Source organism: Neisseria mucosa (genome assembly GCA_003028315.1).
GTDB lineage: Bacteria > Pseudomonadota > Gammaproteobacteria > Burkholderiales > Neisseriaceae > Neisseria > Neisseria mucosa.
This window is the reverse complement of sequence record CP028150.1, coordinates 1,103,693-1,116,450: the sequence shown is the minus strand read 5'-3', so window position 1 is coordinate 1,116,450 and position 12,758 is coordinate 1,103,693. Positions and strand designations below refer to the sequence as shown.

The window sequence follows — 12,758 nt, the reverse complement described above, 5'->3', positions numbered from 1 at the left end:
GCTGAACATCAAACCATGTCTTCCATCCGCTCTTTCAGTTCCACTTTACTGCTCGCGCTGCTGCCTTTGGGCTTCCTTATCGTGATGGTCGTCGCGCCTTTGGTTGCGCTGGCTTTTTACGACGGGAGTGCATGGGGCGGGGTGTTGCGAGATGACTATATGCAGCACCTTATCTTATGGACGGTGTTTCAGGCTTTGGCAACCTGCGTGCTGGCGGGGATTTTGGGCGTGCCTGCGGCGTGGGTGTTGGCGCGTTTGGATTTCCGGGGACGCGCTTTGGTGTTGAGGCTGTTGATGCTGCCTTTCGTGATGCCGACTTTGGTAGCGGGTATGGGCGTGTTGGCTTTGTTCGGCACAAACGGTGCCGTTTGGGCGGGCTGGCAGGATACGCCGTATCTGTTGATTTACGGCAATGTGTTTTTCAACCTGCCGGTTTTGGTGCGCGCGGCGTATCAGGGATTTTTGCAGGTTCCCGAGGCGCGCCTGCAAACGGCGCAGGCTTTGGGGGCGGGGGCATGGTGGCGGTTTTTAAGGGTGGAATGGCCGGTATTGCGCCCGTGGTTGGCAGGCGGTTTGTGTTTGGTTTTCCTGTATTGTTTTTCGGGGTTCGGACTGGCTTTGCTGTTGGGCGGCGACCGCTATGCGACGGTGGAAGTGGAGATTTACCGGCTGATTGCGTATGAATTGGATATGGCGCAGGCTTCCGTCTTGGTATGGCTGGTGTTGGGGATTACCGCGGCGGCGGGATTGCTGTATGCGCGGTTGAGCCGTCGGACGGATGCGGATAAGGCACACGCCGCACCGCGTCCGCGCAAGCCCGCAACAGCGGCGGAACGGCTGATGGTCGTGGCGGTATTGTCGGTGTTGTGTGTGTGCTGCCTGATGCCCCTGCTTGCGGTTGTCCGGCAGGCCGCACTTGCCGGAGGGTCTTGGCGGGTATTGCTCGAGGGCGAAACGCTGGCGGCGCTTTGGAACACCGTTCGTTTTTCGGCGGCGGCGGTTGCTGCCGCTGCGGTATTGGGCGTGTCGTATGCCTGCTTGGCAAGACGCGCGGCGTGGGTGAGGGGGGCGGTATTTTTGCCGTTTATGGTGTCGCCGGTCTGTGTGGCGTTCGGCGTGCTGCTGCTGTATCCGCAATTGACGGCATCGCTGCCGCTTTTGATTGCCGCTTATGCGCTGTTGGCGTATCCGTTTGTCGCCAAAGATGTTTTGGCGGCGTGGGATGCGTTGCCGCAAGGCTATGGCGAGGCGGCGAGGACTATGGGGGCAAACCGTTTTCAGACGACCTTTTACATCACCGCCCCATTGCTGAAACCTGCTTTCAGGCGCGGGCTGACTTTGGCGGCGGCAACCTGCGTCGGCGAATTTGCGGCAACGCTGTTTTTGGCACGTCCCGAATGGCAGACGCTGACCACCCTGATTTACGCCTATCTGGGCAGGGCGGGGGCGGATAATTATTCGAGGGCGATGGTGTTGACGGCGGTACTGATGCTGTTTGCGACGATGGTGTTTTTGCTGTTGGACGGAAAGGACGAGGACTGAAGCGTGTTGAAGGTCGTCTGAAAAGGCGGTTTCATCTTAGTGAAACTGGTTTTCAGACGACCTTTTCGGTTTGCCTGTCTTGACCGTATATTCCAGCGCTTTATAAGGTTTTAATGTGCTTGAAATATAACCGTTTTCAGGGCGGCGGACGTAATCGAGATAATCCTGCATGGCAGGTGAGAAGCCTTCCACATCGTCCACGGCGATGACCGCGCGGTCGGCAAGATTGGGTTCCAGCAGCTTGAATACGGGGAATACCAAATCCGGCCAGCCGTCGAGTAAGACGAAATCGGGGCAGATGGCTAAGTCTTTTAAGGTTTCCAGCGCATCACCTTCGCGAAGCTCGATATAGTCTGCCAAACAGGCTTCTTGGAAATGTTTTCTCGCCGCTGCGGCTTTGTGCGGCAGATATTCGCAAGTGATGACGCGCCCGCCGTTGCGCTTGGCGGCTGCGGCAAGATACAGCGTCGAAATGCCGTAGGAAGTTCCGAATTCGACAATGTTTTTTGCTCCCGATGCCAAAGCCTGCATATACAAAAACTTGCCTTGTCGCGGTGCGATGGGGATGTATTTGTCTTCGTAAAAACTTTCGTTTTCCCCCGTCCAATCCAGCCCTTTGCCCAAGAGCTTGAAAATCTTGGGCAGAAAATGAAAAAACATCTGTCTGTTTTGCTTTAAGGCTTGGGTGTAGAGCCGCAGTAAGACGGATTCGGCTTGAGGCGCTTGCAGAAAAGCGAACATTTGGGGTGTCAGCTTGGGCATGGGCTTTCTCCTGTTCAGTTCAAATCCTCTATATTGTCCATCTTGCCACAGCTTCGCTTTTCAGACGACCCCTCCGTCCAAACTCCGCTATAATGGCGGCTTTCCCATTATTTCATTCAAAAGACGGTCTTATCATGAAACACATCCACATTATCGGTATCGGCGGCACGTTTATGGGCGGGGTGGCCGCCATTGCCAAAGAAGCGGGGTTTAAAGTCAGCGGTTGCGACGCGAAGATGTATCCGCCGATGAGCACCCAGCTCGAAGCCTTGGGCATAGACGTACACGAAGGCTTCGATGCCGCGCAGTTGGACGAATTTAAAGCCGACGTTTACGTTATCGGCAATGTCGCCAAGCGCGGGATGGATGTGGTTGAAGCGATTTTGAACCGCGGCCTGCCTTATATTTCCGGTCCGCAATGGCTGTCGGAAAACGTGCTGCACCATCATTGGGTGCTCGGCGTGGCGGGGACGCACGGCAAAACCACCACTGCGTCCATGCTCGCATGGGTCTTGGAATATGCCGGACTCGCGCCGGGCTTCCTCATCGGCGGCGTACCGGAAAACTTCAGCGTTTCCGCCCGTCTGCCGCAAACGCCGCGTCAAGACCCGAACAGCAAATCGCCGTTTTTCGTCATCGAAGCCGACGAATACGACACCGCCTTTTTCGACAAACGCTCCAAATTCGTGCATTACCGTCCGCGTACCGCCGTGTTGAACAATCTGGAATTTGACCACGCCGACATCTTTGCCGACTTGGGTGCGATACAGACCCAGTTCCACCACCTCGTGCGCACCGTGCCGTCCGAAGGCTTAATCGTTTGCAACGGACAGCAGCAAAGCCTGCAAGACACTCTCGACAAAGGCTGCTGGACGCCGGTGGAAAAATTCGGCATCGAACATGGCTGGCAGGTCGGCGAAGTCAATGCCAACGGCTCGTTCGACGTGTTGCTTGACGGCAAAAAAGCCGGACACGTCGCATGGGATTTGATGGGCGGACACAACCGCATGAACGCGCTCGCCGTCATCGCCGCCGCGCGCCATGCCGGAGTCGATATTCAGACGGCCTGCGAAGCCTTGAGCGCGTTTAAAAACGTCAAACGCCGCATGGAAATCAAAGGCACGGTGAACGGCATCACCGTTTACGACGACTTCGCCCACCATCCGACCGCCATCGAAACCACCATCGAAGGCCTGCGTCAGCGCGTCGGAAACGCCCGCATTCTCGCCGTCCTTGAGCCGCGTTCCAACACCATGAAACTCGGCACCATGAAAGCCGCCCTGCCCGAAAGCCTCAAAGGTGCCGACCAAGTATTCTGCTACGCCGGCGGCGTGGACTGGGACGTCGCCGAAGCCCTCGCGCCTTTGGGCGGAAAGCTGCACGTCGGACAAGACTTTGATGCCTTCGTTGCCGAAATCGTGAAACATGCCGAAGCAGGCGACCATATTTTGGTGATGAGCAACGGCGGTTTCGGCGGGATACACGGGAAGCTGCTGGAAGCCTTGAAATAAGGTCGGTTGAAAGTTTGGAATGATTGAGGTCGTCTGAAAACCGGAGTTTGGTTTTCAGACGACCTTTTTGTGGTGAAGGAATGGGATGGGGCAGACCCGATATAGTGGATTAACTTTAAACCAGTACGGCGTTGCCTCGCCTTGCCGTACTATCTGTACTGTCTGCGGCTTCGTCGCCTTGTCCTGATTTAAATTTAATCCACTATAAAGTTCGCTTTTAAGGTTCCTTGGATTCGGATTTCAAGTGCAACACTAGGGTACCAGTGGTTGGAACAGATTTAAGAATAAAACACTTGGCGTTTCGTAGCCAAGTGTTTTTCTCGGCCGGTGGTTCAACTCATCTTGAACCCTGCGTATCTCCCGATTATTGATATTTCGGAAATTGGTCTGTTTGGGGAAATATTGCCGGATGAGTCCGTTGGTGTTCTCATTCAGCCCTTTCTCCCAAGAATGGTAAGGGCGGCAAAAATAGGTTTTCGCCTTCAATGCTTTGGCTATTTTGGTGTGTTGGTAGAACTCTTTGCCGTTATCCATGGTGATGGTGTGGACTCTGGCTTTATATGCCTTTAATACCCTAATGGCCGCCCGGGCAGTGTCTTCGGCTTTTAAGTTCTTCAATTTGCAGATGATGGTGTAGCGGGTAACGCGTTCGACCAAGGTCAATAACGCGCTTTTCTGATTTTTGCCGACGATGGTGTCGGCCTCCCAATCGCCGATGCGGGTTTTCCGGTCGACAATGGCGGGGCGGTTTTCTATGCCGACGCGGTCGGGCACTTTGCCTCTGGTCCATGTGCTGCCGTAGCGTTTGCGGTAGGGTTTGCTGCATATTCTGAGATGTTGCCACAAAGTGCCGCCGTTGCTTTTGTCTTGGCGAAGGTAGCGGTAAACGGTGCTGTGATGGAGTGTGATCCCGTGGTGTTTATGCAGGTAGGCACATACCTGTTCGGGACTGAGTTTGCGGCGGATAAGGGTGTCGATGTGTTGAATGAGCTGCGAATCGAGCTTATAGGGTTTTCGCCGGTGCTGTTTGGTCAGCCGGCTTTGCTTCTGTGCTTTTTCGGCGCTGTATTGCTGTCCTTGGATGCAGTGCCGCTTGATTTCTCGGCTGATGGTGCTTTTGTGGCGGTTGAGCTGTTTGGCGATTTCGGCGATGGTGCAGTAGCGGGACAGGTATTGGATATGGTATCGTTCGTCTTGGGTCAGTTGTGTGTAGCTCATGGCAATCTTTCTTGCAGGAAAGGCCGTATGCTACCGCATACTGGCCTTTTTCTGTTATGGAAAGTTGCACTTCAAATGCGAATCCGCTCCCTTTTAGACGGCAGTCTGTCAGTTGTTGAGCCTGCTCCCTTTGATGGAGTTTTCAAATTTTCCTGTCCGCCTTCCAAGGCCGAACCCCATCACTTTGCCCGTTTCCTTGTCGATAAGGATGAGAAAATGGCGGCACAGTTTGATGGGGTTTTCATTTTTGGTATATTGAAATTTTTATGGTTGATCTGTTTTCAGACGGCCTCCGATAGATTGGTGCCGTCTGAAAAAGGTTATACCTGTTCAAATCCTGCTTTCGGGCTGATAACCGAAATCAAAATGCAGTCTTCTTTGCCGTTGTTGCGCGCACCGTGGATTTGGTGGTTGCCGACTATCACGCTCTCACCTGCGCGGATGATGCGGCCGCTTTGTGCGTCGTCCACCAGCTCGGCTTCGCCCTGCAATACAATCCAGATGTCCGCACCGCGCAGATGGCGGTGGGCGGGCAGCATAGTTTGTGGCGGAATCTGCCAAAGCACCATGTTGTCATGCTTGTCTTGATGCAGCACGGTGCGCACGGCTTCGGTGGGGTTTTGTTGTAAAAAATCGGTGAAACGGATAATTTGCGGGATTTTCATGCCATTACTCCTTGCGTGGTTCGAATCATAAAAAACTGCACCCTAACTGCCCAGAGTGCGTATTTGGCCTTTAGGGTGCAGTTCAATCTTGCAACCGGTTTTCAGACGACGGCGGATTCGCATTTGAAGTGCAACTTTCCATAACAGAAAAAGGCAAGTATGCGGTAGCATACGGCCTTTCCTGCAAGAAAGATTGCCATGAGCTACACACAACTGACCCAAGACGAACGATACCATATCCAATACCTGTCCCGCCACTGCACCATCGCCGAAATCGCCAAACAGCTCAACCGCCACAAAAGCACCATCAGCCGAGAAATCAAGCGGCACTGCATCCAAGGACAGCAATACAGCGCCGAAAAAGCACAGAAGCAAAGCCGGCTGACCAAAAAGCACCGGCGAAAACCCTATAAGCTCGATTCGCAGCTGGTTCAACACATCGACACCCTTATCTGCCGCAAACTCAGTCCCGAACAAGTATGCGCCTACCTGCATAAACACCACGGGATCACACTCCATCACAGCACCGTTTACCGCTACCTCCGCCAAGACAAAAGCAACGGCGGCACATGGACCAGAGGCAAAGTGCCCGACCGCGTCGGCATAGAAAACCGACCTGCTATCGTCGACCGGAAAACCCGCATCGGCGATTGGGAGGCCGACACCATCGTCGGCAAAAATCAGAAAAGCGCGTTATTGACCTTGGTCGAACGCACTACCCGCTACACCATCATCTGCAAATTGAAGAACTTAAAAGCCGAAGACACTGCCCGGGCGGCCATTAGGGTATTAAAGGCATATAAAGCCAGAGTCCACACCATCACCATGGATAACGGCAAAGAGTTCTACCAACACACCAAAATAGCCAAAGCATTGAAGGCGGAAACCTATTTTTGCCGCCCTTACCATTCTTGGGAGAAAGGGCTGAATGAAAACACCAACGGACTCATCCGGCAATATTTCCCCAAACAAACCGATTTCCGAAACATCAGCGATCGGGAGATACGCAGGGTTCAAGATGAGTTGAACCACCGGCCGAGAAAAACACTTGGCTACGAAACGCCAAGTGTTTTATTCTTAAATCTGTTCCAACCACTGGTACCCTAGTGTTGCACTTGAAATCCGAATCCAAGGACCTTTCTGCTTCCTAGCTATCCATACTCAGCCGCAACCGCCGCATTTGCCGCAGCCGCTGCTGCAATCGCGTTTTTTCGGTTTGAATACGAATTTTCGCAAGAGGAAGAATACGCAGGCGAGCATAATCAAGCCGACGATAATATATTGAGTCATCACATTATCCTTGAAGTAATTTGGTAAACCACAAATGCGGCAAAGTAAGCCATCAGGAACAGATAGCCGGTAATCATCACCATATTTTTTGTGGATTTGGTTTCGCGTTTAATCACAGCCAATGTCGCGGCGCACATGGGAGCATACACATACCAAGCCAGGAAGGCGAAGGCGGTCGGCAGGCCCCAGTTGTTGTGTATGATCGGAATCAGCGCGTTTTGTACGGCGTCTTCAGACGACGCGCTGACGGCATAGACCGTACCCAGCGCGGCAACGACGACTTCACGCGCGGCAATGCCCGGAATCATGGCGATACACATTTCCCAAGTGAAGCCCAGCGGGGCGAACAATGGTTGGATAGCGTGGCCGAGCATACCCGCCAAGCTGTAGTCGATTGCCGCACCTGTTGCACCTGCGGGCGGTTGCGGCCAGCTTACCAAGCCCCACAAAACTACGGCAAGGGCGAAGATAATCGTACCGGCACGTTTGAGGAAGGCTTTGACCCTGTCCCACAGGCTGGTCATGATGTGTTTGAAGTTGGGCGTGCGGAAAGTCGGCAGCTCCATTAAGAGGGGGAATTGCTGTACGTTGCCTTTCATACGCGCCAAGCGTTTCATGATATACGCTGCCAAGGCGGCAGACAGGATGCCTGCGAGATAGAGGATAAACAGCGTCAGCCCTTGCAGGTTGAAAATTCCGCCTACTGTGCGGTCAGGAATGACGGCGGCGATAATCAGCGCGTAAACGGGCAGCCGCGCGGAGCAGGTCAGCAGCGGGGCGACGGCGATGGTAACGAGGCGTTCGCGCGGGTCATTAATCGTACGCGCCGACATCACGGCGGGAACGGCACAGGCGAAACTCGACAGAAGCGGGATAAACGAGCGTCCCGACAGACCGCTTTTTGCCATGAGGTTGTCCAACAAAAACGCCGCGCGCGGCAGGTAGCCTGAGTCTTCTAAAAGCAGGATGAAGGCGAACAGGATCGTAATCTGCGGCAGGAACACCAACACGCTGCCCAAACCGGCAATGACGCCGTTGACGAGCAAGTCGCTGAGGATGCCCGGCTCCATGTTGGCGCCTATCCATTCGCCCAGCGCGGTAAAGCCGCCTTCGATGGCGTCCATAATCGGCGCCGCCCATGTGTAAACCGCTTGGAACACCATAAACAGGATGACCAGCAGCATAATCATGCCCCAGACGGGGTGCAGCACGATGTCGTCGAGTTTTTTGTGCCATGCGGGCAGCGTCATCTGGGTGCGCACGACTTGTGCCAAAATCGACTCGACTTCTTGATAAAGTTTGTCGCTATCCAGCGCATCGAGCGTGCGTTCGGCAGAAGCGGGATTGGCGGGGAAAGAGCGTTTGCGCGGCAGCTTCACCACGGCTTCGCGTACCGCCTGTACGCCCGACGCGCTCACTGCAACTGTTTCCAAAACAGGTGCATCCAACAACTCGCTCAGTTTGGCCGCGTCGATATTCAAGCCCCTTCTGCGGGCGACGTCGCTCAAATTCAGCGACACCACCATAGGCAGTCCCAGCGTTTTCAGTTCCAAAATCATGCGCAGGGTCATACGCAGGTTGGTCGCGTCGGCAACGGCAATAATGGCATCGGGCGGAATGCCCATCTTGCCCACCATTACATCTTTTGCCACTGCTTCGTCGGGGCTGGTCGTGCGCAGGCTGTATGTGCCCGGCAGGTCGATAATGCGGACCGCCTCGTCGTCGAGGAAGGCACCCTCGCGCTTATCGACCGTTACGCCCGGATAATTGGCAACCTTAGCATGTGAGCCGGTCAAACCGTTGAACAAAACGGTTTTGCCGCAGTTTGGTGCACCAATCAAGGCAAAATAGCTTAGTTCCATGAATTGAACTCTCCTTTTTTGATTGTTTGATAAGTTTGGAGTGGGATTTGGGGAAAAGGTTTTGAAATTGTGTTTTCAGACGACCTAGGTCGTCTGAAAAGGATGGGGCGGTCAGATTAAATCCGCCTATGCCGCATTTTCAAAATAGAAGCCTGCCTGCGTGTACAGCGGTCAGCCGTCAATCACATGGCACATAATCTTTCCTGCTTCTTCCTGCCGCAACGAGAATTGCGACTGGTTGCCCAAACGTACGGCAAACGGACCGCGTCCGAATCCGCCGACGGCAATCACTTGCAACGGCATTCCACTTGAAAAGCCCAAGTCGGCAAGGCGGCGTGTAACCAGCGGGTCGAGTTCGCCGAAAGTCGAATTGGGGACGATGGAGTCGATGTGCGCGACTGCGCCTTTACTGAGTTTTGACAAAGGTATGGCAGACATAGTGTGTTTTACTTTCGTTGTCGATTGAAAAAAGAGACGGCAAGTAAAGACGAATCAGACACAGGGTAGCCAGAGGCATATCCCAACGCCCGTCCCCGCAAAAGAAGTAGTTTTGATTGTTTATCACTTTGTTTTATTATGATAATAAATCTTGTTAACATAAAAATCAAATACAAAGCGACCAAGTTCCTTATTTTCAGACGACATATTGCGACAAATCAAAGAAAGCGAATGATTCGTTGTGAAAGTCGGGAAGGGCTATTGATAAGGTTTGCATTTGGATGTTTGATAGGCAGTAAAGAGAAAAGGAGCGAATGATGAAAATCTACACCGCCGCAGAAATGCGCGAACACGAGCAAATGGCAGTCGATAAAGGCACGACTTTCGAGCAACTGATGGAAAACGCGGGACAAGCCGCCGCCGCGGATTTGCTGCGCCGTTTCCCCAAAGCAGGGCGCGCGTTAATCGTTTGCGGCAAGGGTAACAACGGCGGCGACGGTTTGGTCATCGCGCGCGTGTTGTCGGAGCGGGATTGGCAAGTAGATGTCGTCTTCGTCTTGGGAGACAAACTGTCGCCGCTGGCGCAGTTGAACCGCGAGCGTTTGAACCATTCGGACGGCGTCAGCTTTATCCGATCCGATGAACTGGAAGGTCGTCTGAAAACAGGTTACGACCTCGTTATCGAAGGCATTTTCGGGACAGGTTTCAGCGGCGCATTGCCCGAAACAGCTGCCGCCGTCTGCCGCCTGCTGAATCAAGTCGACGGCTTCAAAATTGCGTTAGACGTCCCGACCGGGCTGAACTGCGACACCGGCGAAGCAGACAAAGACACCTTCCGCGCCGACCTGACTTACGCCTTCGCCGCCTACAAACCCGCGCATATGACTGACGCAGGCAAAGCATATTGCGGCGAAACCGTGTGTTTGGATATTGGGATAGAGTAGCCCTCTTCTGGGTTTAGATAAAAACGTCGTCTGAAAATATGGCTTTAGCAAAGTCTGCTCTGCCTGTTTTCAGACGACGTTGTTTTTGAGATTGGATATGGAATAAAGTCCTGCAATATGGAAGAAGCCGATACGATCGGAAAGTATATCGTGCAGAAAAACTTCCGAGTGCTTTAAATTCCCAATCGATATGAAATCATCGGGCATTGGCCGAAGTTTGGGGTTTATAACCAAAATCGCTAAACCCGAAAGCAAACATTATTTCCGTCGTCTGAAACGTCGGTATAAAGTGTGCCTGTCAAATATTTGGAGAACAAAATGACTGTCCGCACAACCGCCCTTTTCGCCGCCGCCGTTTTAGCGGCATGCTCGCCGCAATCCGAACAAAACACCGCTTCACCGTCTTCTCCTGCGGCAGACGGCAAAGGTGTCAAACTGTTGAATGTTTCTTATGATGTGGCACGAGATTTTTATAAGGAATACAACCCTTTGTTTGTCAAAGAATATCAAAGCAAACACAAGGGCGCAGACATAGACATTCAACAGTCGCACGGCGGTTCCAGCAAGCAGGCATTGTCTGTTGCCAACGGCCTGGCGGCGGATGTCGTTACCATGAACCAGACTTCTGACATCGATTTGTTGGCTCAAAAAGGGCTGATTAAACCCGATTGGGCAAAACGTCTGCCGGACAATGCCGTTCCCTATACCAGCGTAACCGTTTTCCTTGTCCGCAAAGGCAATCCCAAACAAATCAAAGACTGGAACGACTTGGCGAAAGACGGTGTCAAAATCGTACTTGCCAACCCGAAAACTTCCGGCAATGGCCGCTATGCTTTCCTTGGCGCATACGCTTACGGTTTGAAAGCCAACAACGGCGATGAAGCCAAAGCGCAGGAATTTGCCGCTTCCGTCCTGAAAAACACGCCTGTGTTTGAAAACGGCGGACGTGCCGCCACGACAACATTCAGTCAGCGCAATATCGGCGACGTTTTGGTTACCTTTGAAAACGAGGCGAATCACGTCAGTAAAAAACTGACCCAAGATCAGTTTGAAATCGTTTATCCGAGCTATACCATTCTGTCTGAAACCCCTGTTGCCGTTGTGGACAGCGTTGCCGACAAGAAAGGTACGCAGGAAGCCGCTAAGGAATATTTGGAATATCTATGGAGCAAACCCGCGCAGGAGCTTGCCGCCAAACTCTACCTGCGTCCGCGCAATGCCGAAGTCTTCGCCGCACACAAAGCAGATTTCCCCGAAATCGAAACCTTCAGCCCCAACGAAAAATTCGGTACATGGGATGAAATCATGAAAAAATTCTTCGCTGACGGCGGTTTGGTCGATAAACTGTCGCCCAAAAGATAAGTTGGTACTTTGATAAGAAAAACGTCGTCTGAAAACCGGCTTGAGCAAAACCTGCCATGTCGGTTTTCAGACGACGTTGTGTTGAGATATGATACAGTCGGGGGCGGTTACGCTTTTATCGGTATATGTTTCAACCGAAAATCTTATTTCTATGATTTAGAGGTGCGGTCATGCTTTCTTTTGTGTTGCCAACCAGCATACGGCCGATCCGATGCATACCATCGCCGCACCTTGCCAAAATTCCGTAGGAAGCGGTGCGTCGAGCAGGAAGGATGAAATCAGGGCGGAGAAAACGGGGATAAAATAAGATGCTCCTGCCAAAACGGTCATGTTGCCGCGCGAGATGCCGATGTTCCACACTGCATAGCCCAAACCCATACAGGATGCGGCAGCAAGCGCATATAAGACTGATTCGGTATCGAAATTGAGGCTGCCGTAGCTGCCTGCAAAATATTTTGCCCACAGAACGCAGGAAACGAGGAAAAAGAAAAAGCCGACGGCATTACCCTGCGCCTTAACCCGCGCGGTCAGTGTGCAATATGCCGCCCAAAACAGCGCGTCCAAGAGCGCCATGATATAGCCTGCGGGATTGGCGAGGACATTGCGGTAAATATGGGCTGGGGACAATCCGCCTTCCCCGCCCAAGACAATGGCAATGCCGATGAAGGATAGTGCAAAGCCTATGGCGATCCACCATTTTGCCGGCTGTTTGTTAAACCAGACAGCGCCGATGATGGTAAAAGTCGGCCATAAATAATTGACCATGCCGATTTCGACGGTTTGTCTGGCGTTGTCCGCATATCCGATGGAAAGGGACAGGCACAATTCGCAGCCGACAAAAAAGATACCTGCCCAAAAAAGGTAATTCCGGCTGAAGCGGCGCAAATCGGGTTTGCCGAAAATCAGCAGCAGCAATATCGTGGCAAGGCTGTACATGACTGCTGCGCCGCCTACCGCCCCCATGTGCAGGCTCAAGGTACGGATTAACCCGATAACGGAACTCCAAAAACAGACGGCGAAAAGGCCGATGAAGGTGGCCTGTTTCGGGGAGATGGGATAGGCGGTAAGACGGAACATGATGCGGTGTATTGGAAGTGCGGATGGAATGGCGAGAGACGGTAATGTTTTTGTTTGAATCTGCCTGTCTGCGTGTTCAAAAAGGCC

The 12,758-nt window shown here is 52.9% G+C and carries 13 protein-coding genes; 6 read left to right on the top strand and 7 right to left on the bottom strand.

The genetic code is table 11. The features are described 5' to 3' along the window. Window positions 1-15 precede the first annotated feature (15 nt). Complete coding sequence (locus NM96_05525) at window positions 16-1,542, top strand: ABC transporter permease (protein ID AVR80274.1); 1,527 nt, start codon at window positions 16-18, stop codon at window positions 1,540-1,542. Between the two features lie 36 nt (window positions 1,543-1,578). On the opposite strand, the gene NM96_05520 is transcribed toward NM96_05525, so the two are convergent. Beyond that, complete coding sequence (locus NM96_05520; GenBank protein AVR78867.1) at window positions 1,579-2,304, bottom strand: methyltransferase; 726 nt, start codon at window positions 2,302-2,304, stop codon at window positions 1,579-1,581. A 134-nt stretch (window positions 2,305-2,438) separates the two neighbouring features. Between NM96_05520 and mpl the strand changes: the two genes are divergently transcribed. Next, window positions 2,439-3,815 carry a UDP-N-acetylmuramate:L-alanyl-gamma-D-glutamyl-meso-diaminopimelate ligase gene (gene mpl / locus NM96_05515; protein ID AVR78866.1) on the top strand — a complete coding sequence of 459 codons (1,377 nt, stop codon included), beginning with the start codon at window positions 2,439-2,441 and terminating at the stop codon, window positions 3,813-3,815. Between the two features lie 252 nt (window positions 3,816-4,067). On the opposite strand, the gene NM96_05510 is transcribed toward mpl, so the two are convergent. Together NM96_05510 and NM96_05505 are read right to left on the bottom strand one after the other, a co-directional pair. Further along, window positions 4,068-5,033, bottom strand: a complete 966-nt coding sequence (locus NM96_05510; protein AVR78865.1) for an IS30 family transposase — start codon at window positions 5,031-5,033, stop codon at window positions 4,068-4,070. A 320-nt stretch (window positions 5,034-5,353) separates the two neighbouring features. Beyond that, window positions 5,354-5,698 carry a cupin domain-containing protein gene (locus NM96_05505; protein ID AVR78864.1) on the bottom strand — a complete coding sequence of 115 codons (345 nt, stop codon included), beginning with the start codon at window positions 5,696-5,698 and terminating at the stop codon, window positions 5,354-5,356. A 198-nt stretch (window positions 5,699-5,896) separates the two neighbouring features. On the opposite strand from NM96_05505, the gene NM96_05500 reads away from it, so the two are divergent. Further along, window positions 5,897-6,805, top strand: a complete 909-nt coding sequence (locus NM96_05500; protein AVR78863.1) for an IS30 family transposase — start codon at window positions 5,897-5,899, stop codon at window positions 6,803-6,805. A gap of 54 nt (window positions 6,806-6,859) precedes the next feature. Here NM96_05500 and NM96_05495 read toward each other — a convergent pair whose 3' ends face one another. From NM96_05495 to NM96_05485, 3 genes are all read right to left on the bottom strand, one after another. Then, on the bottom strand, window positions 6,860-6,988 hold the full coding sequence (locus tag NM96_05495) for a FeoB-associated Cys-rich membrane protein (GenBank protein AVR78862.1): 129 nt from the start codon (window positions 6,986-6,988) through the stop codon (window positions 6,860-6,862). Beyond that, entirely contained in the window at window positions 6,988-8,850 is a 1,863-nt protein-coding gene (locus NM96_05490) for a ferrous iron transporter B (GenBank protein AVR78861.1), read from the bottom strand. The genes NM96_05495 and NM96_05490 overlap by 1 nt, the downstream gene beginning before the upstream one ends. A 171-nt stretch (window positions 8,851-9,021) precedes the next feature. Further along, window positions 9,022-9,288, bottom strand: coding sequence for a ferrous iron transport protein A (locus tag NM96_05485; GenBank protein ID AVR78860.1), 267 nt, complete (start codon window positions 9,286-9,288; stop codon window positions 9,022-9,024). Between the two features lie 138 nt (window positions 9,289-9,426). Between NM96_05485 and NM96_05480 the strand changes: the two genes are divergently transcribed. The 3 genes from NM96_05480 to NM96_05470 all read left to right on the top strand — a co-directional run bounded on the left by NM96_05480 (window position 9,427) and on the right by NM96_05470 (window position 11,594). Then, window positions 9,427-9,606: a hypothetical protein gene (locus tag NM96_05480; protein AVR78859.1), complete on the top strand. Its 180-nt coding sequence runs from the start codon at window positions 9,427-9,429 to the stop codon at window positions 9,604-9,606. Further along, window positions 9,606-10,232, top strand: coding sequence for an NAD(P)H-hydrate epimerase (locus NM96_05475; protein ID AVR78858.1), 627 nt, complete (start codon window positions 9,606-9,608; stop codon window positions 10,230-10,232). The genes NM96_05480 and NM96_05475 overlap by 1 nt, the downstream gene beginning before the upstream one ends. Before the next feature lie 318 nt (window positions 10,233-10,550). After that, entirely contained in the window at window positions 10,551-11,594 is a 1,044-nt protein-coding gene (locus tag NM96_05470; protein AVR80273.1) for a sulfate ABC transporter substrate-binding protein, read from the top strand. Window positions 11,595-11,762: 168 nt separating this feature from the next. Here NM96_05470 and NM96_05465 read toward each other — a convergent pair whose 3' ends face one another. Continuing rightward, entirely contained in the window at window positions 11,763-12,671 is a 909-nt protein-coding gene (locus NM96_05465) for a drug/metabolite DMT transporter permease (protein ID AVR78857.1), read from the bottom strand. Between the last annotated feature and the right edge of the window lie 87 nt (window positions 12,672-12,758).

Excerpts from the sequence above, each read along its gene's own strand:
- mpl (AVR78866.1), top strand. The coding sequence starts at position 2,439 with ATGAAACACATCCACATTATCGGTATCGGCGGCACGTTTATGGGCGGG.
- NM96_05495 (AVR78862.1), bottom strand. The coding sequence starts at position 6,988 with ATGACTCAATATATTATCGTCGGCTTGATTATGCTCGCCTGCGTATTC.
- NM96_05505 (AVR78864.1), bottom strand. The coding sequence starts at position 5,698 with ATGAAAATCCCGCAAATTATCCGTTTCACCGATTTTTTACAACAAAAC.
- NM96_05500 (AVR78863.1), top strand. The coding sequence starts at position 5,897 with ATGAGCTACACACAACTGACCCAAGACGAACGATACCATATCCAATAC.
- NM96_05525 (AVR80274.1), top strand. The coding sequence starts at position 16 with ATGTCTTCCATCCGCTCTTTCAGTTCCACTTTACTGCTCGCGCTGCTG.
- NM96_05485 (AVR78860.1), bottom strand. The coding sequence starts at position 9,288 with ATGTCTGCCATACCTTTGTCAAAACTCAGTAAAGGCGCAGTCGCGCAC.
- NM96_05475 (AVR78858.1), top strand. The coding sequence starts at position 9,606 with ATGAAAATCTACACCGCCGCAGAAATGCGCGAACACGAGCAAATGGCA.
- NM96_05470 (AVR80273.1), top strand. The coding sequence starts at position 10,551 with ATGACTGTCCGCACAACCGCCCTTTTCGCCGCCGCCGTTTTAGCGGCA.
- NM96_05520 (AVR78867.1), bottom strand. The coding sequence starts at position 2,304 with ATGCCCAAGCTGACACCCCAAATGTTCGCTTTTCTGCAAGCGCCTCAA.
- NM96_05480 (AVR78859.1), top strand. The coding sequence starts at position 9,427 with ATGATAATAAATCTTGTTAACATAAAAATCAAATACAAAGCGACCAAG.
- NM96_05490 (AVR78861.1), bottom strand. The coding sequence starts at position 8,850 with ATGGAACTAAGCTATTTTGCCTTGATTGGTGCACCAAACTGCGGCAAA.
- NM96_05465 (AVR78857.1), bottom strand. The coding sequence starts at position 12,671 with ATGTTCCGTCTTACCGCCTATCCCATCTCCCCGAAACAGGCCACCTTC.
- NM96_05510 (AVR78865.1), bottom strand. The coding sequence starts at position 5,033 with ATGAGCTACACACAACTGACCCAAGACGAACGATACCATATCCAATAC.